This is a genomic window from Flavobacterium sp. Root935, from assembly GCF_001429295.1.
In the GTDB taxonomy this organism is placed as follows: domain Bacteria; phylum Bacteroidota; class Bacteroidia; order Flavobacteriales; family Flavobacteriaceae; genus Flavobacterium.
In genome coordinates this window covers 829442-851120 of record NZ_LMJL01000007.1, presented here as the reverse complement: position 1 = coordinate 851120, position 21679 = coordinate 829442, and the positions used below count along the sequence as shown (strand labels likewise).

Here is a 21679-nt window from a genome sequence, read left to right as displayed (position 1 = left end):
GTAAACTATAAAAAGTCTAAAATTACAAGCTGTATTTAAGACCGAAAGTCAAACCTAATCCAGAGATTCCAACATATGAACTAATATCATTCATAGCATCATTAGGTCTAGTTGTATCAGTAGGAATATTTGTTGTTGCAGTATTTGGATTAAACAAATAGTGATTAGACCCTGTGTTTAATTGCTTAACGTAATCAACATGACTAGCAGAATAAGAAGCGTCTGGACGGAAAGATGTAGGCGTGTTTAATTTGTCTACACCATTTTCAGTATATACCTCTGTTTCTTTACTTTTACCATGAACAGTAAAGTTACGGTACTCTAATTCTGCAAAAACAGCTATGTGCTTACCTAATTTATATGATGTTCCTAAAGCTGCCAAAAACCCTACTGTTGGATTTGGTTTTACTACATCTTTAGCATAACTATTGACAACTCCCGCAGGATTAGTGTAAGTTCTAGTAGTTTCGATTGTTAAATCTCCGTGTATAGGTACAATAACTCCTACTTTCGTATAAGGTTCAAAGCCATGAGATTCTCCTAAAAACAATACAAGAGCTGGAGCAACATCAAAAGCTTCAATTTTCCCAACTGCTTTTCCACTAGCAAAGGTAGGTCCAGCAGCAACTAATCTATTAGTGGTTTGAACCATAGTTTTACTAGCACTGCTAAAATAATTAATTCCCATTTCAACTCCCAAACGAGCTGTAAAACGATATCCTGCAGTTATACCTGTACGAAATCCTTCCCCAAATGAGCCGTGATTTGTTTCTCTTGAAAGTAATGTTGTACCATCTGCGGCATAAACATCTGTATTAGGCAATGCACCATTTACAATTGGAAACTCTGTAGCTGCTGTTTGAATAAAATAAGATCCACCTAGTTTAAAATACCAGCTTTCTGGTTTATCTGCTTTTTCTGTTTGCGCCATTGTGGCCATAGAGCAAACTAATAATCCTAATAAAAATAGGTTCTTTTTCATAATTCTGATTTAATTGATTAATACAAACTTAGAGTATTTTAACATATTCTTATAGTTTGTAAAGTTAGACTTGGCACGAAAACGTTGTAATTTTGGGCAATATTACTAAAAAAGTATTATGCATGCATATTTTTAACTAAAAAATTTAACATTTGGTTAAATTTTAACTGTTAATTTTTTAGTTCAATTTAAAATTGATCTGCATTTTCTCCAATTCCTGCAATAATTCAGTTGAAATTCTCACTTTTAAACGACGACTTGGCATAGTTAATTTCGTCACGACTTTTATTTCTTCAACCTCATTTACCTCTTGCACTTTTGTACTTTCAAGTACTTCATCTTCGTTTTCATTTTCATCTTCAAAAACGGCATCATCGGGTTCAAAATCTGTTGGTGTTTCTACCTCAACTAATCGTTTTATCTTTTCTAATTCCATGATTTCAAAAGTCACAGAATTATCTCCCTTGTTCTCGTTAAACAAATGACTCAGCTTATGAATAAATTCTGCCTGAATATCTTTAATATTTAATAGGACAATTAATTTCTTAGCAAAAGCTTCTAAAATATCCTGCAGTTGTCGTATCTCTACAAACTGCATCCTCGGTTCAGATTTTTTACCTGTGTCATGATTTACCCAACCGTCTTTTATCAATATCTTTATGTAGGCAAAATTATTCTGAATCAGGAAATGACGGAATTTTAAATATTCTTCACCAAAAATTTTAAACTCATAACTTTCGTCATATCCTTCTAAGTTGAATACTGCCCATCCTTTTCCATTTTTAGCTACACGGTGCTGTACGTTATTAATGATTCCGGCGAAGTTCAAATTTTTACCCACATATTCATTCATACTTTTTAATGCTTCTAATCGGGCATTACAGAAGTATTTCATTTCAAATCTAAAATCGTCCAGAGGATGTCCAGAAATATAAATTCCGACAACTTCTTTTTCTTTGGCCAGTTTTTCCATTGTACTCCAGTCCTCGCATGGAGGCACAACTGGTTCTGCAATTTGTACTTCGCTGGTTTCCCCAAATAAACTTACCTGAGAGGAATTTTCATTTTCCTGAAACTTCGATCCATAACGCATTGCTTTTTCGTAGAATGTAATTCCGTCGCCATCGTCATGAAAATACTGCGCTCTGGTTGTTCCTTCAAATGAATCAAAACCACCGGCAAGAGCTAAATTCTCAATCGCTTTTTTATTGGCAGCACGCAAATCAATTCGCTTCGCCAAATCAAAAATCGATTTGTATCTTCCGTCTTTTCTGTTGGCTACAATAGTTTCAACGGCTCCAGAACCAACACCTTTAATCGCTCCCATTCCGAAACGAACAGCATATTCATCATTTACCGTAAATTTATAATACGATTCATTTACACAGGGACCCAAAACCTGTAATCCCATACGCTTACATTCTTCCATGAAAAATGACACTTGTTTAATATCATTCATATTATTCGAAAGTACCGCTGCCATATATTCTGCAGGATAATGCGCTTTCAAATAAGCCGTTTGATACGCAATCCAAGCATAACAAGTCGAGTGCGATTTGTTGAAGGCGTAACTCGCAAAAGCTTCCCAGTCTTTCCAGATTTTCTCTAGAATTTTAGCATCGTGACCTTTAGCAGCAGCTTGTTCGACAAACTTCGGCTTCATTTTATCTAGTACGTCTTTTTGTTTCTTACCCATCGCTTTACGCAAAACGTCGGCCTCACCCTTTGTAAATCCTGCCAAAGACTGAGACAAAAGCATTACCTGCTCTTGATAAACTGTAATTCCGTAGGTTTCAGACAAATATTCGGCACAGGCATCTAAGTCGTATTTAATTTCTTCGTCACCATTTTTTCTTCGAACGAAAGACGGAATATACTCCAAAGGTCCTGGACGATAAAGTGCATTCATCGCAATTAAATCTCCAAAAACTGTTGGTTTCAGATCTTTCATGTATTTCTGCATTCCAGGTGACTCGTATTGGAAAATACCTACCGTTTCACCTCTTTGGAAAAGCGCATACGTTTCTTCATCATCAATCGGGAAATTATCTGGATCTAAATCAATTCCTGTTCTATATTTTACCAGTTTAACGGTATCTTTTATCAGCGTAAGGGTCTTCAGACCCAAGAAGTCCATTTTAAGCAGCCCGGCACTTTCTGCAACCGAGTTATCAAACTGGGTTACATATAAATCAGAATCTTTTGCGGTAGTAACGGGAACATAATTCGTAATATCCGACGGCGTAATGATTACCCCGCAGGCGTGAATTCCAGTATTACGCATTGATCCTTCCAGGATTTTTGCCTGCTGAATGGTTTCTCCTGCCAAATCATCTTCATTGGCAATCGCGATTAATTCTTTTACATTATCAAATTCGTCAGAACGAAGTGCTTTTTTTACCTCTTCTTCACTTTCAGAAATAAAACGCGCCAAATTCCATTTTGACGGCATCATTCCCGGAATCAGTTTGGCAATTCTGTCGGCTTCGAACAAAGGTAAATCCAGTACACGGGCGGTATCACGAATTGCCGATTTGGTTGCCATTTTACCATAAGTGATAATCTGCGCCACCTGTTTTTGTCCGTATTTATTGATTACGTAATCCATTACACGTCCACGACCCTCGTCATCAAAATCGATATCAATATCGGGCATCGATACACGGTCAGGATTAAGGAAACGCTCAAAAAGTAAGTCGTATTTAATAGGGTCAATATTGGTGATTCCGAGGCAGTACGCAACGGCAGAACCCGCGGCAGATCCACGACCTGGCCCTACCGATACGTCCATTTTTCTGGCTTCGGCAATGAAATCCTGAACGATCAAAAAGTAACCTGGATATCCAGAATTCGAAATCGTTAATAATTCAAAATCCAAACGTTCCTGAATCGATTCTGTAATTTCGCCATATCTTCTTTTGGCACCTTCCATAGTAAGGTGTCGCAGGTATTTATTTTCCCCTCTAACACCGCCGTCTGCTTCATCTTCGGGAACCATAAATTCTTCTGGAATATCAAATTTCGGAAGCAATACATCTCGATAAAGAGAATATCCTTCAACCTTATCTATAATTTCCTGAATATTGATAATCGCTTCTGGCAAATCGGCAAAGAGTTTTTTCATCTCTTCTTCCGACTTGAAATAATATTCCTGATTTGGAAGTCCGTAGCGATATCCTCGACCGCGTCCAATAGGTGTTGCCTGCTTTTCACCGTCTTTTACACAAAGTAAAATATCGTGGGCATTGGCATCTTCTTTGTTTAAATAATAAGTATTGTTGGTCGCAATTAATTTGACATTATGCTTTTGTGAAAACTCAATCAGGGTTTTGTTTACGCGATTTTCATCTTCCTGATTGTGGCGCATTACCTCTAAATAGAAATCTTCGCCAAATTGTTCTTTCCACCAAATTAAAGCTTCTTCTGCTTGATTTTCACCAATATTCAAGATTTTACTCGGAATTTCTCCGTATAAATTCCCAGACAAGACCATGATATCTGCTTTATATTGCTCCACAATTTTTCGGTCAATTCTCGGAACATAATAAAATCCCTCCGTGTAAGCAATCGAAGCCATTTTCGCCAGATTATGGTAACCAGCTTTATTTTTCGCCAGTAAAACAACCTGATAACCGTTGTCTTTTTTGCTTTTATCTAAATGATTTTCACAGATATTAAATTCACAGCCAACAATTGGTTTTACCTCAGTTTCTGTTGGCTCTTCTCCCGCTTCAACCAGAGCTTTGTTTTTTCCAGATGCTGCTTTGTTATGGTTCATAACGGCGCTCACAAAGTGAAAAGCTCCCATCATGTTTCCGGTATCCGTCATGGCAACTGCAGGCATTCCGTTTTTGGCTGCAGCCGCAACAATATTTCCGATTCCGATAGTGGACTGCAGAACCGAAAACTGTGTATGATTGTGTAAATGAGCAAATTTTGCTGCTTTAAAATCTGCTTTATCAGATTCTGAAACTACAGTTGGAGTATCATCAACTTGTAAAGCTTTGATTTGTTCCCTAACTTTTTCAGAAGCCGCTTTTAAATTGATATGCTTTAAACCAATCAGTTTAAATTCCTGCGGATTTCTATCTTGAAATTCTTTAAAATATTCCTTCGGAACGTCTAATTCTTCTTTGGTAAAAACTTCTCTTCTTACCAATTCCAAGAAACAACGCGTAGTTGCCTCAACGTCGGCAGTTGCGTTGTGCGCTTCCGCGAATGGCTGATTGAAAAGATAACTGTGTAATTCTGTTAAGGTTGGAAGTTTGAATTTTCCTCCACGACCTCCAGGAAGCTGCAATAACGAAGCCGTAACTTCTGTACATGTATCCAAAACCGGCATTGTACCCATAGGAGAATCCACACCCATTCTGTGAAATTCAGCTCCCATAATATTAACGTCGAAACCTAAATTCTGACCAACGATAAATTTGGTTTTGCTTAAAGCGATGTTGAATTTTTCTAAAACTTCGGCCAAAGAGATTCCATCGGCTTCAGCCAATTCAGTCGAGATTCCGTGAATACGTTCGGCATCATACGGAATATTAAATCCTTCTGGTTTTACCAAATAATCCTGATGCTCAATAAGCTGTCCCATTTCGTCATGAAGCTGCCAAGCGATCTGTATACAGCGGGGCCAGTTATCAGAATCGGTTATCGGGGCATCCCATCGTTTTGGTAATCCGGTTGTTTCGGTATCGAATATTAAATACATAGAGTTGTAAAAATCAAATTTTAAAGCTCCAAAATTTCAAATCCTACACATTGCAAAACATTGACAACATGAAACATAACAAAATGCGAAATGAAAAATGGAAGAAGTTCAAATTTACGCTTTTTTTACAGAAATAAAGAAGCTAAAGTTGTTAACAAAAGCATTTTTAACACCTTGTAAAATGTAATTCTTAAAAAACTCAAAATATAGATTTCAACGCGGATGATACGGATTCGTTATCACGAAGACGCTGATTAAAACGGATTTTTCAGATAAAATACAAAATCCGTTTTAATCAGCGTTTTTGCAAAGCAAATCCGTGTCATCCGCGTTATAATTTTACGTTAAATCATCGATTATTCATTTTGAACACTCATTACACCAAAATGAACACTTTTAAACTGTGATGTATCCTGAACTTTGCTTCATCAAATTATAACAATTAAAAAATAATAATCATGAAAACAATTTTTATCACAGGTGCATCATCAGGTTTAGGAAAAGCAACAGCAAAATTATTCCACGAAAAAGGATGGAATGTAATTGCAACTATGAGAACTCCAGAAAAAGAAACAGAACTTTCTAATTTAAAGAACGTAACGCTATTACCGTTAGACGTTACAGATTACGATCAAATACAAAATACAGTTCAAAAAGCACTTGAAATTAGTGACATCGATATTGTCTTTAACAATGCTGGTTATGGGTTAATTGGCCCTCTAGAAAGCTTTTCAGATGATCAGATCACAAAACAATTGAATACTAATTTATTGGGAGTAATTCGTGTTACAAATGCTTTTATCCCGTATTTCAGAGAAAGAAAAAGCGGATTATTTATTTCAACAACTTCAATTGGCGGATTGATTTCTTTTCCTTTAGGATCAATTTATCACGCAACAAAATGGGGGTTAGAAGGCTGGAGCGAAAGCATGGCTTATGAATTAAATCCATTTGGAATAAATATTAAAACAGTTTCTCCAGGAGGAATCAAAACAGAATTTCTTCATGGTTCTCTTGACACCGGAGTTAAACCTGAATATCAGGCAATGGCAGACAAAATGTTTAAAAATGTAGATGCAATGTTTGAAATGGCATCAACTGCAGAACAAATTGCAGATGTAGTTTACGAAGCCGCTACAGACGGAAAAACTAAATTAAGATATGTAGCCGGAGAAGATGCTAAAGCACTGTACCAGCAAAGATTGGAACAAGGCGACGAAGTTTTTCGTACTGCATTTGGAAAACAGTTTTTTGAAGCATAATAATTCCTGATGAGGCAATCCAAAAAGTATTTTACGTTCTTTTTATTAAGCTCCAGCGGAGCGAAATACAACAGTATTAAAAATATTTCGCTTCTCCGAAGCTGATGTTTCATAAATCAAAGAGCTTGTTTAATACTTTTCGGAAAGCCTCATTAGTCTTTTAATGTCATATTTTATATTTTTATATTATGGAAAAGAAAAAAAATAACCCTGCAAAGATTTCCTCTATATCGCAGTTTCATGACCTGCTTAAACTGCAAAAACCTCTTCATCCGATGGTGAGTTTAATAGACAATACACAATTGGTTATAAGTGAAGATTTGGCAAACTATGCCTTTTTACTTGATCTTTATAAGATCTCTTATAAATTTTCTACCAATGGAAAAATGGGTTACGGACAAGGTTTTTATGATTTTAATGAAGGCGGATTACTATTTTCTTCTCCCAATCAGCTAATCTTTACCGAAAATGAAGAAGGTGCTGAATATGGCGGTTATACGCTGCTTTTTCATCCAGATTTTATTCGAAATTATCCTTTAGGGAAAAACATCAAGAAATATGGTTTCTTTTCTTATGACACCAACGAAGCACTGCATCTTTCTGACAGCGAAAAAACAATTATTATAGGTTTATTAAACAGTATTGACACTGAACTTCGGAACGCTATAGACGAAATGAGCCAGGATGTAATTGTTTCCTATATTGATGTTTTGCTGAATTACAGTAATCGTTTTTATAAACGTCAATTTATTACCAGAAAAACAATCAGTCATGACTTATTAATCAAAGTTGAAGAAACGCTGGATAATTATATAAATAATGCCGAAACCCTAAAAGACGGTTTACCAACAGTAGATTTTCTTGCCTCCAAAATTAACGTGTCTACTCACTATCTAAGTGACATGCTCCGCAATTTAACCGGACAGAATACACAGCAGCACATTCATTCAAAACTAATTGAAAAATCAAAGGATTTCCTAATTACTACCGATCTTTCAGTCGCAGAAATTGCGTATCAACTGGGTTTTGAATATCCACAGTCGTTTAGTAAATTATTTAAAAAGAAAACAAACCTTACTCCTCTCGAATTTAAAAATTCATTGAACTAGTTTTCAAAATTATTAGCAGCAAAAATTCCCTTTTTGACTAAAAAAACATAAAATTTTATAAAAATATACTTCTTGGATGTCGTAGTATTTTGATACTTTATTGAATCTAAATAATGTCCATAAAACTCCTTTAAAAGCTTTAAAAAACCGCAAAAGCATAGTTTGCATACAGAAATCAAAACTAACAATTATTACTATTTTTATTCATTTTGTTAGATTTTTTTAATTAAATCCTTATATTTTATAGCGATTTTGAGATAAATTTGCAAACTATTAAAACAAAAAACAAACAAGGAAAATTAAAGCCGAAAAAGAAAATCAAAATCAATTTCTTTATCATTTTTCTTTCAAATTTTAATGCATAAAAGCAGTTTCGCAATTTGTAATTTAATTTGGGTATCGTATATAATGAAATATTGAAATTGACGCTTTTCTATCTTTTTTTACTTTTGTTTTGCTATTATAATGAACAGGAGATTGCTGTGGTTATAGAAATTACAATTAAAAAAAATAAAAATGAGTAAGACATTATTTGACAAAGTATGGGATTCACATGTAGTGCGTAAAATTGAAGATGGACCAGATGTGTTTTTTATTGACCGCCATTTCATTCACGAAGTTACGAGTCCTGTTGCTTTTTTAGGATTAAAATCAAGAGGCGTTAACGTATTATATCCAGAACGTACTTTTGCAACTGCAGACCACAATACACCAACCATAAACCAACATTTACCAGTTCAGGATCCGCTTTCTGCTAATCAGCTTAAAGCTCTTGAAGACAATGCAATCGAATACGGAATTTCTCACTGGGGATTAGGTCATCAAAAAAATGGAATTGTACACGTAGTTGGTCCTGAAAACGGAATTACTTTGCCAGGTGCTACTATTGTATGCGGGGATTCGCATACATCTACTCACGGTGCTTTTGGAGCTATTGCTTTTGGTATCGGAACTTCTGAGGTTGAAATGGTGCTTTCTACTCAATGTATTATGCAGCCTAAACCAAAGAAAATGCGTATTAACGTAAACGGTCAATTAAGCAAAGGTGTTGGTCCAAAAGACGTTGCACTTTATATTATCGCTCAATTAACTACTTCCGGAGGAACAGGATATTTTGTTGAATATGCTGGTGATGTTTTTGAAAACATGACTATGGAAGGTCGTATGACAGTTTGTAATTTAAGTATCGAAATGGGTGCTCGCGGCGGAATGATCGCTCCTGACCAAACTACTTTCGATTTCCTTGAAGGAAGATTATATGCTCCAAAAGGTGAAGCTTGGACAAAAGCTGTTGAATATTGGAAAACTCTTAAAACGGATGCTGATGCTGTTTTTGATGCCGAATTAAACATTAAAGCGGAAGATATCGAACCAATGATTACTTATGGTACTAACCCTGGAATGGGAATTGGTATTACAAAACATATTCCGAATGCCAACCAAGTTGAAGGCGGTGAGGAAACTTACAAAAAATCTTTAGCTTATATGGGCTTCCACGAAGATGATGTGATGATTGGAAAACCAATTGATTATGTTTTCTTAGGAAGTTGTACAAACGGACGTATTGAAGATTTTAGAGCTTTCGCTGAAATTGTAAAAGGAAGAAAAAAAGCAGATAATGTTACCGCTTGGTTAGTTCCAGGTTCTCACGTTGTTGAAGCGCAGATTAAAGAAGAAGGAATTTTAGATATTTTGACAGAAGCTGGTTTCGTATTACGCCAGCCGGGTTGTTCTGCTTGTCTAGCAATGAACGATGATAAAGTTCCTGCTGGGAAATATGCAGTGAGTACTTCAAACAGAAACTTTGAAGGCCGTCAAGGTCCTGGATCAAGAACACTTCTTGCAAGTCCAATTATGGCTGCTGCAGCTGCGGTTACAGGAAAACTAACAGATCCGAGAGAGCTTTTTTAAAGATTTATGAATGAAGATTAACGATTTCTGATTTAAGATTTCGGCACACTTCATTAAAAAATCTTCTAAAATTTCAATTTACATTTTACAAAAAAATTTAACGATTACAATTTTACGTTCTAGCAATAAATCTAAAATCAGAAATCGTTAATCTAAAATCAAAAATCAAATGGCATACGATAAATTTAATATACTTACCAGCAGTGCAGTGCCGCTGCCAATTGAAAACGTAGATACAGATCAAATTATTCCAGCTCGTTTCTTAAAAGCTACAAAACGTGAAGGTTTTGGAGACAATCTTTTTAGAGACTGGAGATACAACGGAGACGATACTCCAAAAGCAGATTTCGTTTTAAATGATTCAACTTACTCTGGAAAAATCCTTGTGGGAGGAAAAAACTTCGGTTCAGGATCTTCTAGAGAGCATGCTGCTTGGGCAGTTTACGATTACGGATTTAGAGCTGTAGTTTCTAGTTTCTTTGCTGATATCTTTAAAGGAAACTGTTTGAATATTGGAGTTTTACCAGTACAAATCAGCCCAGAGTTTTTGGAAAATATCTTCAAAGCTATTGAAGCTGATCCTAAAACGGAATTAGAAATCAATCTACCAGAACAGACTATTACTTTATTGTCAACTGGTCAGCAAGAATCTTTTGCTATCAACGGATACAAAAAGAACAACATGATTAATGGCTTTGATGACATTGATTATTTACAAGATATGAAAGAAGATATTAAAGCTTTCGCTGATAAACTTCCTTACTAAATAGAAATCTCATTCAGGATATTAGACCCGACAGGTTTCAAAGACCAGTCGGGTCTTTCTAGAATAATAGGACGCGGATGAAACTGATTTCCTTTCACAAAAGCGCGAATTGCCACGGATTTTATTCTATTCAATATAAAAAAATCCGTTTTATCAGCGTCTTCGCAAAGCGAATCCGTAAAATCAGCATCAAAATTAAATAGGATATTAATAATATTCGACCCGTTAGAAACATCAATATGGAAAAAAGAAAAATTGAAATAATGGATACGACGCTTCGTGATGGTGAACAAACCTCAGGAGTATCTTTTTCTGCTGCAGAAAAACTAACCATTGCGCAATTATTGCTGGAAGAACTAAATATTGATAGAATCGAAATTGCTTCAGCACGCGTAAGCGAAGGAGAATTTCAAGCTGTAAAAGGCATTACTTCGTGGGCTGAAGAACGCGGTTATATTGACAGAATCGAAGTGCTTTCATTTGTTGACGGAGGTGTTTCAATTGATTGGATGAAAAAAGCCGGCGCTAAAGTGCAGAATTTGTTAACAAAAGGTTCAATGAACCACTTAACACATCAATTAAAAAAGACACCAGAACAGCATTTTTCTGAAATCGCTCAAATCATAGCTTTAGCTAAAGAAAACAATATTGAAACGAATGTTTATCTGGAAGACTGGAGCAACGGAATGCGAAATTCTCCTGAATATGTTTTTCAGTTTCTGGATTTTCTAGCAACGCAGCCCGTAAAAAGAATTTTACTTCCCGATACTTTAGGAGTTTTAATTCCGTCTTTGACTTTTGAATTTATTTCGAAAATTAGAGCAAAATATCCTCAAATTCATTTTGATTTTCATGCTCATAACGACTACGATTTAAGTATCGCTAATGTTATGGAAGCCATAAAAGCTGGAGTAAACGGACTTCACGTTACGGTAAACGGAATGGGAGAACGTGCTGGAAACGCACCCCTTGAAAGTACTGTTGCTGTTATAAACGATTATCTGCCAGAAGTAAGCATTAATATTAAAGAGACATCTTTATACACTGTCAGTAAATTAGTGGAAACTTTTACTGGTTATAGAATTCCTGCCAATAAGCCAATTGTCGGCGATAATGTTTTTACACAAACAGCTGGAATACACGCCGATGGAGACAATAAAAACAATTTATATTTTAATGATTTACTTCCAGAACGTTTTGGAAGAAAAAGAAAATATGCTCTCGGAAAAACTTCTGGAAAAGCCAATATCGAAAAAAATCTTCAGGAATTAGGTTTAAAACTAAACAATGAAGATCTAAAATTGGTTACCCAAAGAATTATCGAATTGGGCGACAAAAAAGAAACTGTAACTAAGGAAGACCTTCCATACATTATTTCAGATGTTTTGGACAGTCATACTTACGAAGAAAAAATAAAAATTGAGTCCTATATATTAGTACACTCAAAGGGAATGCGTCCGTCAACCACTTTGTGTTTAAAATTTGGCGAAGAAATCATCGAAGAAAATGCGCAGGGCGACGGTCAGTTTGATGCTTTTATGAATGCTTTATCCAAAATCTATAAAAGCAAAAAATTAACGCTCCCAAAATTAATTGATTATGCAGTAAGAATCCCGCCAGGAAGTAGTTCTGATGCGTTGTGCGAAACCATCATTACATGGGTAAATAACGGAAAAGAATTCAAAACCCGCGGATTAGACTCTGATCAAACCGTTGCCGCGATTATTGCAACGCAGAAAATGCTTAACGTAATAGCCTAAGGTGCTAAGAGACTAAGATTCTAAGTTACTAAGATTTTTTCTTTGACCTTAGAATCTTAACAACTCAGAACCTTAGAACCTTTTAAAAAAAACTAAGTCACTAAAAATAAAACCTTAGAATCTTAGCAACTCAGAACCTTAGAATCTTAAATAACACATAGAATGAAATTAAACATAGCCCTTTTAGCTGGAGACGGAATCGGACCAGAAGTAATAAATGAAGCTGTAAAAGTATCTGATGCTATTGCAAAAAAATTCGGACATGAAATCACTTGGAAACCAGCTTTAACTGGAGCTGCTGCAATTGATGCAGTAGGCGAACCTTATCCAGATGCAACACACGAGATTTGCAAAAATGCTGATGCAGTTCTTTTTGGAGCAATCGGCCACCCTAAATACGATAATGATCCTTCTGCACCTGTAAGACCAGAACAAGGTTTGTTAAAAATGCGTAAAGCGTTAGGTTTGTTCGCAAACGTGAGACCAACTTTTACATTCCCTTCGTTATTAGATAAATCTCCATTAAAAAGAGAAAGAATCGAAGGAACTGACTTAGTTTTCTTAAGAGAATTAACTGGCGGTATTTACTTTGGTGAAAAAGGAAGAAGAGACAATGGCGATACTGCATTTGACAACTGTGTTTACACAAGAGCTGAAGTGCAGCGTTTGGCTAAAAAAGGTTTCGAATTAGCAATGACACGTTCTAAAAAATTATGCTGCGTTGACAAAGCTAACGTTCTAGAAACTTCACGTTTATGGAGAGAAACAGTTCAGGCAATGGAAAAAGATTATCCAGAAGTTGAAGTGAGCTACGAATTTGTTGATGCGGTTGCTATGCGTTTAGTACAATGGCCAAACTCTTATGATGTATTGATTACTGAAAACTTATTTGGAGATATTTTAACAGATGAAGCTTCTGTAATTTCTGGCTCAATGGGATTAATGCCTTCTGCTTCTATGGGAGCTGAAGTATCTTTGTTTGAACCTATTCACGGTTCTTACCCGCAAGCTACAGGATTAAACATAGCAAACCCAATGGCTACTATTTTATCTGCTGCTATGATGTTCGAAAATTTCGGATTGATGGAAGAAGGGAAAGCAATGAGAGATGCAGTAAACAAGGCTCTAGAAGCTGGAGTAGTTACCGAAGATTTAGCCAATGGAGGCAAAGCATACGGCACTAAAGAAGTTGGTGACTGGTTAGCTGCGAATGTATAATTAGTTAATTTTTGTTTCAGGTTTAAAGTTCCAAGTTGCTCGAACTTGAAACCTGAAACTTTAAACAAAAAAAGGGATCAACTTGCGTTGATCCCTTTTATATTGTAGAAAAAAAATATTAATATCCTCCTCTGTTTCCGCGGTCATTTCCTCCACGGTTGTTTCCATAACTTCCACGAGAGTCTCCTCCACGGTTGTTATTAAAACTTCTTCTTTCGCCTTCTGGTTTTGGCTCAGACTTATTAACAACGATTGTACGTCCTGAAACAACAGCACCGTTCAATTCGTCGATAGCTTTCTGAGCTTCGCTATCATTTGGCATTTCAACAAAACCAAAGCCTTTACTTCTTCCAGTAAATTTATCAGTAATAATTTTAACAGAGTCAACTGTTCCATAAGCCTCAAAAGACTCTCTTAAATCTGCTTCCTCAATACTGAATGGAAGGCTTCCAACAAAAATATTCATAGATATTTATTTATAATAATAAGCAAATGTACTCTTATTATTCTGTAATCTACTATATATTAGTTTATTTATGTTTTTATTTTGATTTTAAAACCTAAAAAGCCTCAAAAACCTTAATCTATGGTAAATTTAGTATCTAGTTCAACGGGGATTTTATAGAAAACACCTTCTGTAAAATGTATTTCTTTTTTTTCAGCACCATTATTTACATTAATGGCTGTAAATTTAAATGTACCCGAAATTGTCTTATCAATAGTATTGTATTCTGTAACTATAATTTGCCCACTGCCTTTGCCTTCTCCAGTAGTAAATTCTTCTTCTTGTCCTGGATAAGTATTTTTAAATGTCGCTTTTGTAACATCATCTACACCCAAAATATATGTTTTTTGAGATGGTGCAGGGAGCTGAAAACTTATTTTTTCATAACCCAAAGAACCTTCAACAACAAAAATTCCAGTTGTTTCTGTTCCCGACTTATAGCTCTGAGCCCTCCAAAAAACATTATCTTTTAAAGTTTGAAAAGCAGGATTATTAAACCTAATATCCTCTGTGCATGATGTTAGTAAAAATATAAGTGGTAAAAAGTAAAAGTATTTTTTCATATTCTTAGGATGAATTTGGCACAAAAATACCGCATTACAATTAATAAACGTTTGAAAGGAAAAGCAAAAACAGCCAAAAAAATGGTAAAAATTTATCTTAAAGATATTTAATACTTTTTGAAACGCATTATTGATAAAAAAATTATATCTTTGCGCCCTTAATTAACAGAGGTCGAGTACCTCAAAATTTAATCATAAGATTATGTCAGTAAAAATTAGATTACAAAGACACGGTAAAAAAGGAAAACCTTTTTACTGGGTTGTAGCTGCAGATGCACGCTCAAAAAGAGATGGTAAATACTTAGAGAAAATCGGTACTTACAATCCAAACACAAACCCAGCAACTGTTGAGTTAGACCTTGACAGCGCAGTTAAATGGTTACACAATGGTGCTCAACCAACTGATACTGCTAGAGCAATCCTTTCTTACAAAGGTGCTTTATTGAAACACCACCTTGATGGAGGTATCCGTAAAGGAGCTTTAACTCAAGAGCAAGCTGACGCTAAATTAGCTGCTTGGTTAGAGGCTAAAGCTGGAAAAGTTGATGCTAAAAAAGATGGTTTATCAAAAGCACAAGCTGATGTTAAAGCTAAAGCTTTAAAAGCTGAACAAGAAGTTAATGCTAAACGTTTAGCTGCTGCAGCTCAGGCTGAAGCTGATGCTATCGCTGCTGCAACTCCTGCAGTTGAAGAAGAAGAAGTTGCTGAAGTTGAAGCTGCAACTGAAGAAGCTCCTGCTGCTGAAGAGAATAACGAAACAACTGAAGCATAATTTTACTTAGCGAGAATGCGTAAAGAAGAATGTTTTTATTTAGGTAAAATCGCTAAAAAATTTAGTTTCAAAGGTGAAGTCCTAATCTATTTAGATACGGATGAACCTGAGTTATACGAAAATCTGGAATCAGTGTTTGTTGAACACAACAAACACTTGGTTCCTTTTTTTATTGAAACAAGTTCTTTACATAAAAACGACTTTCTAAGAGTTCGTTTTGAAGATGTAAATACAGAGGAAGAAGCAGATGCCCTAGTTGGCAACGCGATTTATCTTCCTTTAACCATGTTACCAAAACTTACAGGTAACAAATTTTATTTCCACGAAGTTATTGGTTTTGAAATCGAAGACAAACGTTTAGGTGTTTTCGGAAAAATAACTTCTATTAATGACTCAACTGCTCAACCACTTTTTGAAGTTTTAAATGGTGAAGTGGAAATCTTAGTTCCAATGATCGACCATTTCTTGGTAAAGATTGACCGCGACAACAAAAAAGTAATCATGGATCTTCCAGAAGGTCTTGTGGAGATGTACCTTTAGTTTTAAATTTCAATTTTTTTTTAAATTCCAAATTCCAAACGGAAGGAAATTCCAAATTCTAAATTGCTATAAAAATTATTCTTTAATGTTTTTTTGAAAGAAAAAACTCATAAAAAATAAATGCTTATTTTTGAAATCCAGCTATTGAGATTAAAAATTGGAATTTATTTTATTTTATGAACAAACCTTATGATTTAGAAGAGAGGACTTTCTTGTTTGCAAAAGAATGTCGAACATATATTAGAACTTTATCGAAAACAACATCCAATATTGAAGACGGCAAACAATTAATAAGATCGTCTGGTTCTGTGGGAGCAAACTACATTGAAGCGAATGAAAAATTAGGTGATAAAGATTTAATATTTAGACTTAAAATATCCCGAAAAGAAGCCAAAGAATCTAAATTCTGGCTGCGCTTATTACACGAACTCAACCCTGATCAAAGAATGATTTCTGATTCTTTATTATTTGAGGTAGAAGAATTGCGTAAAATTTTATCAGCAATAATCACGAAAACTTCAAAATAATTATTAAGATTTTAATCTTACTTTTACCAACAATAAATCATACTGATTTACTGCTTTCAATTGGTTTGAGAATTTCGTTTTTGGAATTTACACTATTTGGTTGGAATTTGGAATTTAAAAAAAAATTGGAATTTTTCACTTATGTTTTCATTTAAGCAATTTACCATTAATCAAGATCGTTGTGCAATGAAAGTTGGTACAGACGGCGTTATATTGGGTTCTTGGGCTCCAATAAATCACAATCCGTTTAGTATTTTGGATATTGGTGCAGGAACAGGAATTATAGCTTTGATGCTGGCTCAGCGCACTCATGCAGAACAAATCGATGCTCTTGAAATTGATGAAGATGCTTACGAACAAGCCGTTGAAAATTTTGAAAGTTCTCCTTGGGGAGATCGTTTATTTTGCTTTCATGCTGGTTTAGACGAATTTATCGAAGAACCTGAAGACGAATATGATTTGATTGTTTCGAATCCTCCTTTTTATGCTGAAGATTACAAAACAGAGAATGAACAGAGAGATTTAGCACGTTTTCAAGATGCAATGCCTTTTGAAGAAATCGTCGAAGCTGCAGATTTATTGCTTTCAGAAAACGGAATACTTGCTATAATTATTCCTTTTAAAGAAGAAGAAAAATTCATCGCTTTAGCAAAAAAAGCTGAATTGTACCCAATAAAAATCACAAGAGTAAAAGGCACTCCAAAATCAGAAATCAAGCGAAGTTTACTGGCTTTTAGCCGCAATGAAGTTTCCACAATTGAAATCGATGAATTAGTTATCGAAATCGACAGACATGTTTATACTCCAGAATATATCGAACTAACTAAGGATTTTTATTTGAAATTCTAAACTTGTTCAAATATACTTTTAAATTGATACAAGATTCTTTCAATTAATCGTAAATCTTCTGTCACAATTTCGGCAGTTCCTTTCATTTCCTGCTGGAAAATAATTTGTTTATTATAGGATGTTTTTAAGCCGTTTGGAAGTGCGACGTCCAGCAATAAGTTTCCATCTTTATCGGGCACTAACGAAATATTTTTGATTTCACCTTTCAATACACCAAACTCTCTATCAGGATAATTGGCCAGCCGGATATTGACTCTCTGCCCTACTTTTATTTTTCCTGAATTCAGAGCAGGAGCTTTTACTTTTCCAACAAAACTGTTTTTAGCATCTGGAATTATAGAGAAAACATTATCCCCCACATTTATAGTCTGATTTTCGTTCCAAACCTGCAGAAAAGTAACAACCCCGCTTACAGAAGATTTTAATGTATAAGCCAGTTCCCAGTCTTTTATCACTTTTTTCAGCTGATAAAATGACTGCGCCATACTTCTTCCAAGATTAACCTCCTCTTTTGTGCTGTTTATGTGCGAATTTTGGCTCGATTTTGTATTGTCGATCAAAGAGGACCTTAATTGGGAAATCGAGGTTAAAAGGCTTTTATAACTCTTCATTGCCTGAAGATAACCCAGTTTCTTCAATTCCATTTCCTGAGCAGAAATAATTCCTTTATTGAATAAAACTTCAAAACGCGCTATTTCATTTTTCTGCAGTTCCAGTTCACTTTCATTAATTACCTTTTGCTGCTGGAGAATATCCAGCCTTTCTTTGATCTGGATTTTCTCTGAGCTCTGCGCCCTGCTTTCAATTTCAAAAGGATGCAGGTTTTCGTTTAATTCCTGAGCCTGATAATCTTTCTGAAAAACAGCAAAGGCACTTTCTATTTCACCTAGCTGTTTATTTTTCAGCATCGCAAACGGAAATGCTTTTTTAGCATTAATATCATAGCTATCTATAATGCTTTTTAATAAAAAAACATCCTTGTAGTCAGCGGTATTTTCAATGATGGCTAGTGTGCTGTTTTTAGGAACCAAAGTTTTGTTTTTTACCAAAATTGCCTCAATACGACCAGAAGATTTCGAAACAATTCTCTCAGGAGGAATATTAGTGGTAATTACGATTTCGGTATGCACAACATCTGGATATTTGACAAACCAGGAAACAAAAAACAGCATTACAATTATGGCAAATATCAGCACTGTTCCCCATCGGATCATCCAATGCGGTACTTTGGTCAGGATATCCTGAACTTCTTCGCTTCTTAATTCAAATGTATCTTCAGCCATGATTAATTTCCTAATTGCAGTTGATTTCTAACCAGTTCAAAATAATTTCCCTTCTGTTCTACTAATGCTGAATGACTTCCGATTTCGATAATTTTTCCTTTATCTAAAACCACAATCTGATCTGCATTCATAACAGTACTCAATCGATGCGCAATTACGATTACCGTTTTATCTTTGAAAAAAATATCTAATTTTTTCATTATTTCTTTCTCATTATTGGCATCTAATGCAGAAGTAGCCTCATCAAAGAAAAGTATTTCTGGGTTTTTATAAACAGCTCTGGCAATAAGAAGTCGCTGCTTCTGGCCTGTGCTCATTCCAATACCTTCCGCTCCTATTTTAGTATTAAAACCCAACGGCAGACTGCTGATGTATTCTTTAATATTTGCCACATCTGAAGCGTAGATTAATCTTTCTTTATCTATCCTGTCTACTCCAAAAGCAATATTATTAGCAATTGTATCACTAAAAATAAAGCCTTCCTGCATCACAGCACCAATATTTGACCTCCAGGCTTTTTGAGATATATTTTTAAGCTGTGCATTTCCAATTAAAACCTCTCCTTTTTCGGGTTCGTAAAATTTCAAAAGCAGTTTCATCAGGGTTGTTTTACCGCTTCCGCTGACACCCACAATTGCAGTTACTTTATTGGCCGGGATGATTAAACTTAAATTATCCAATACTGGAATATCCGACCCTAAATAACGATACGAAAGATTTTTAATCTCAATATCAACATCATTCGGCACTTCAGTTGTCTGGTGCACTTCCTGCTGCAGTTCATCTTCTTTTTGATGAATCTCGGATAATCTGGCAAGTGAAATTTTAGCATCCTGCAATTCTCTAACAAATTCTATTAACTGAGTAATTGGGCCATTTAAATTTCCAACAATGGCGCTTATCGCGAGCATCATCCCTAATGTAATGGATCCATCAATTACAAGTTTTGCAGAAAGAAGAATTATAAAAATGTTTTTAAGCTCATTGATAACCGACGAACCGATCGTTTGTGCCTGTTCTAAAACCAAGCCTTTTATTGAAACCCTAAAAAGTCTTGCCTGCACATACTCCCAGCCCCAGCGTTTTTGTTTTTCGGCATTATGAAGCTTTATTTCCTGCATGCCGTTTATCAGCTCCATTACTTTACTCTGTTCGTTTGAAACTTCTGCAAAACGTTTATAATCTAAAACTTCTCTTCTTTTTAGGAACATTGTTATCCATGCAAAATAAAGTACGCTTCCTAAAAAGAAAACTAAGAATATCTGCAGATTGAAATAGGCTAAAACCGCTCCCATTATAAACATATTTATTACAGAAAACAGCACATTAAGAGAGGATGTGGTAAGTATTCTCTCGATACGGCGGTGATCGTTTATTCGCTGCATAATATCTCCTGTCATGCGGACATCAAAATAGGAAATAGGCAGATTCATTAATTTAATAAAGAAATCTGAAATTAACGAAATATTGATTCTCGTTGATAAATGGAGTAAAATCCAGCTTCTAATTAACTCCAAACCAGTCCTTCCTGCAAAAATAAAAAGCATTGCAAAAAGAATTAAATAGATAAAATGAATGTTCTGATTCTGAATCCCGACGTCGACTATACTCTGGGTTAAAAATGGAAAAATAAGCTGCAGCAGACTGCTGGCTACAAGTCCAATTGCAAGCTGTATAAGAAATGATTTGTATTGAAATAAATATTTAAAAAGAAATTTAAATCCTAAACCGGAATTTTCTTCTTTGTCAAAATCAGATTGAAAAAAGTTTGGTGTCGCTTCGATCAGTAATGCAATTCCTTCCTTCGTCTCGTCGCCTGCGTTATTACCAATCCAGAACTTAACAAAATCTTCTTTGTTATATTCTAAAAGTCCAAAAGCGGGATCGGATATATAGTATTTGCCTTTTTTTATTTTGTAAAGTACAACGTAATGATCTTTATTCCAATGCAGAATACATGGCAGCGGAGCTTCCTCTATTCTCTTTACAGACAATTTAACCCCTAAAGTCCTAAAACCGATTTTCTCGGCAGCATCACTCAAAAAAAGCAAATTACTTCCTTCACGAGTTGTTTCGCTAAAATCTCTCAACTCCTGAATATTGATTGTCTTACCGTAATATTTAGCTATTATCTTTAAACATGTCGGTCCGCAATCTTTATGATCGGCTTGTCTGTAATGAGTGAATTTTTTCAATTTCAATTTGATTTATTCAAGGCCAATTTAAGAAAAAAAATTCTTGTTAATCCATAAAAAAACAGAGAAGATATAAATCTTCTCTGTTTGGGTATTTAAAAACAAAATTACCAGTAACACAATTTCTTTAGGACATGGCCGCGGTTTACCCTAACCAATTAAAATTAACACAGCGGCCAACTCCTAAGAATCCCAGTACCAATCATCAATACTGAGAATTTGCTCAATGTTCCACGATCGAGCGCCTATACATTCAAAAAAAACATGACTAAATTCTAAATAAGGCTATATCGTATTACTTCTAAAAAAGTTAAAAAAATCAACAACAAAGACGACTTGTATCGCAAATACCTGATGTGGTATTTAAAGGACAAGTTTCGTCTGATGAAATTAAAATGCATCCAGCTTCTAAGGCATAAATCCAGCACTCAGGAATTCCTCCTCTCATGGTTTTCTGCTCATTTTTATTAATACTTTGAGCACCGTTCAGATTTAAAATTTTCTTTAACATCTTTAATCTCATTTTTAATAGTAACAGAGTTTTTGGTCTCTGTTACTATTTAAATATTCAAATTAGCAAGCATAATATTTTTCGTCAGCAGGATTATTACAATTTGGTTCTAGTGCATATTCACCTGCCAAAATGTTTTTCTGCTCTTTTTTTGTCAGCTTTTTAGTTTCTTTACTTTTTAAAATCTTTTCTAACATAATTGGTTATTTACG

The 21679-nt window shown here is 35.0% G+C and carries 19 protein-coding genes; 10 read left to right on the top strand and 9 right to left on the bottom strand.

The features are described 5' to 3' along the window. Positions 1-22: 22 nt before the first annotated feature. On the bottom strand, positions 23-982 hold the full coding sequence (locus ASE40_RS05190; RefSeq protein ID WP_057115850.1) for an outer membrane beta-barrel protein: 960 nt from the start codon (positions 980-982) through the stop codon (positions 23-25). Positions 983-1160: 178 nt separating this feature from the next. Then, a complete protein-coding gene (dnaE, locus tag ASE40_RS05185) occupies positions 1161-5696 on the bottom strand; it encodes a DNA polymerase III subunit alpha (protein WP_057115849.1) in 4536 nt (1511 codons plus the stop codon). Between the two features lie 458 nt (positions 5697-6154). Here dnaE and ASE40_RS05180 point away from each other — a divergent pair, with 458 nt between their 5' ends. The 4 genes from ASE40_RS05180 to leuD all read left to right on the top strand — a co-directional run bounded on the left by ASE40_RS05180 (position 6155) and on the right by leuD (position 10744). Then, complete coding sequence (locus ASE40_RS05180; RefSeq protein WP_057115848.1) at positions 6155-6958, top strand: SDR family oxidoreductase; 804 nt, start codon at positions 6155-6157, stop codon at positions 6956-6958. A 188-nt stretch (positions 6959-7146) separates the two neighbouring features. Beyond that, positions 7147-8067, top strand: coding sequence for a helix-turn-helix domain-containing protein (locus ASE40_RS05175; RefSeq protein ID WP_057115847.1), 921 nt, complete (start codon positions 7147-7149; stop codon positions 8065-8067). Positions 8068-8583: 516 nt separating this feature from the next. Further along, positions 8584-9978: a 3-isopropylmalate dehydratase large subunit gene (gene leuC, locus ASE40_RS05170; protein WP_057115846.1), complete on the top strand. Its 1395-nt coding sequence runs from the start codon at positions 8584-8586 to the stop codon at positions 9976-9978. A gap of 169 nt (positions 9979-10147) precedes the next feature. Further along, positions 10148-10744, top strand: coding sequence for a 3-isopropylmalate dehydratase small subunit (leuD, locus tag ASE40_RS05165; RefSeq protein ID WP_057115845.1), 597 nt, complete (start codon positions 10148-10150; stop codon positions 10742-10744). On the opposite strand, the gene ASE40_RS21975 is transcribed toward leuD, so the two are convergent. Beyond that, entirely contained in the window at positions 10741-10878 is a 138-nt protein-coding gene (locus tag ASE40_RS21975; RefSeq protein WP_157848501.1) for a hypothetical protein, read from the bottom strand. The two genes, leuD and ASE40_RS21975, sit on opposite strands and share 4 nt — an antisense overlap. Positions 10879-10983: 105 nt before the next feature. Here ASE40_RS21975 and ASE40_RS05160 point away from each other — a divergent pair, with 105 nt between their 5' ends. Then, entirely contained in the window at positions 10984-12504 is a 1521-nt protein-coding gene (locus ASE40_RS05160; protein WP_057115844.1) for an alpha-isopropylmalate synthase regulatory domain-containing protein, read from the top strand. 162 nt (positions 12505-12666) lie between these two features. Next, positions 12667-13722, top strand: a complete 1056-nt coding sequence (leuB, locus tag ASE40_RS05155; RefSeq protein ID WP_057115842.1) for a 3-isopropylmalate dehydrogenase — start codon at positions 12667-12669, stop codon at positions 13720-13722. Between the two features lie 118 nt (positions 13723-13840). Here leuB and ASE40_RS05150 read toward each other — a convergent pair whose 3' ends face one another. Then, positions 13841-14188: an RNA recognition motif domain-containing protein gene (locus ASE40_RS05150; RefSeq protein ID WP_057115840.1), complete on the bottom strand. Its 348-nt coding sequence runs from the start codon at positions 14186-14188 to the stop codon at positions 13841-13843. A 113-nt stretch (positions 14189-14301) separates the two neighbouring features. Beyond that, positions 14302-14790 carry a DUF6252 family protein gene (locus ASE40_RS05145; protein ID WP_057115838.1) on the bottom strand — a complete coding sequence of 163 codons (489 nt, stop codon included), beginning with the start codon at positions 14788-14790 and terminating at the stop codon, positions 14302-14304. Between the two features lie 202 nt (positions 14791-14992). Between ASE40_RS05145 and ASE40_RS05140 the strand changes: the two genes are divergently transcribed. The 4 genes from ASE40_RS05140 (at position 14993) to ASE40_RS05125 (ending at position 17478) form a co-directional block, all read left to right on the top strand. Then, positions 14993-15562, top strand: coding sequence for a 30S ribosomal protein S16 (locus tag ASE40_RS05140; RefSeq protein WP_057115836.1), 570 nt, complete (start codon positions 14993-14995; stop codon positions 15560-15562). A 15-nt stretch (positions 15563-15577) separates the two neighbouring features. Next, on the top strand, positions 15578-16102 hold the full coding sequence (gene rimM, locus ASE40_RS05135; protein WP_057115833.1) for a ribosome maturation factor RimM: 525 nt from the start codon (positions 15578-15580) through the stop codon (positions 16100-16102). A 176-nt stretch (positions 16103-16278) separates the two neighbouring features. Beyond that, positions 16279-16629, top strand: a complete 351-nt coding sequence (locus ASE40_RS05130; RefSeq protein WP_057115831.1) for a four helix bundle protein — start codon at positions 16279-16281, stop codon at positions 16627-16629. Positions 16630-16770: 141 nt separating this feature from the next. Continuing rightward, on the top strand, positions 16771-17478 hold the full coding sequence (locus ASE40_RS05125) for a tRNA1(Val) (adenine(37)-N6)-methyltransferase (RefSeq protein ID WP_057115998.1): 708 nt from the start codon (positions 16771-16773) through the stop codon (positions 17476-17478). Here ASE40_RS05125 and ASE40_RS05120 read toward each other — a convergent pair. The 4 genes from ASE40_RS05120 to ASE40_RS22480 form a co-directional block, all read right to left on the bottom strand. Further along, positions 17475-18761: an HlyD family secretion protein gene (locus ASE40_RS05120; protein WP_057115829.1), complete on the bottom strand. Its 1287-nt coding sequence runs from the start codon at positions 18759-18761 to the stop codon at positions 17475-17477. The two genes, ASE40_RS05125 and ASE40_RS05120, sit on opposite strands and share 4 nt — an antisense overlap. A gap of 2 nt (positions 18762-18763) precedes the next feature. Continuing rightward, the gene (locus tag ASE40_RS05115; RefSeq protein WP_057115997.1) at positions 18764-20956 is read right to left on the bottom strand and encodes a peptidase domain-containing ABC transporter; all 2193 of its coding nucleotides are present in this window, start codon (positions 20954-20956) and stop codon (positions 18764-18766) included. Between the two features lie 319 nt (positions 20957-21275). Then, the gene (locus tag ASE40_RS05110) at positions 21276-21479 is read right to left on the bottom strand and encodes a hypothetical protein (protein ID WP_128414932.1); all 204 of its coding nucleotides are present in this window, start codon (positions 21477-21479) and stop codon (positions 21276-21278) included. A gap of 50 nt (positions 21480-21529) precedes the next feature. Further along, complete coding sequence (locus tag ASE40_RS22480; RefSeq protein WP_262487361.1) at positions 21530-21664, bottom strand: hypothetical protein; 135 nt, start codon at positions 21662-21664, stop codon at positions 21530-21532. Between the last annotated feature and the right edge of the window lie 15 nt (positions 21665-21679).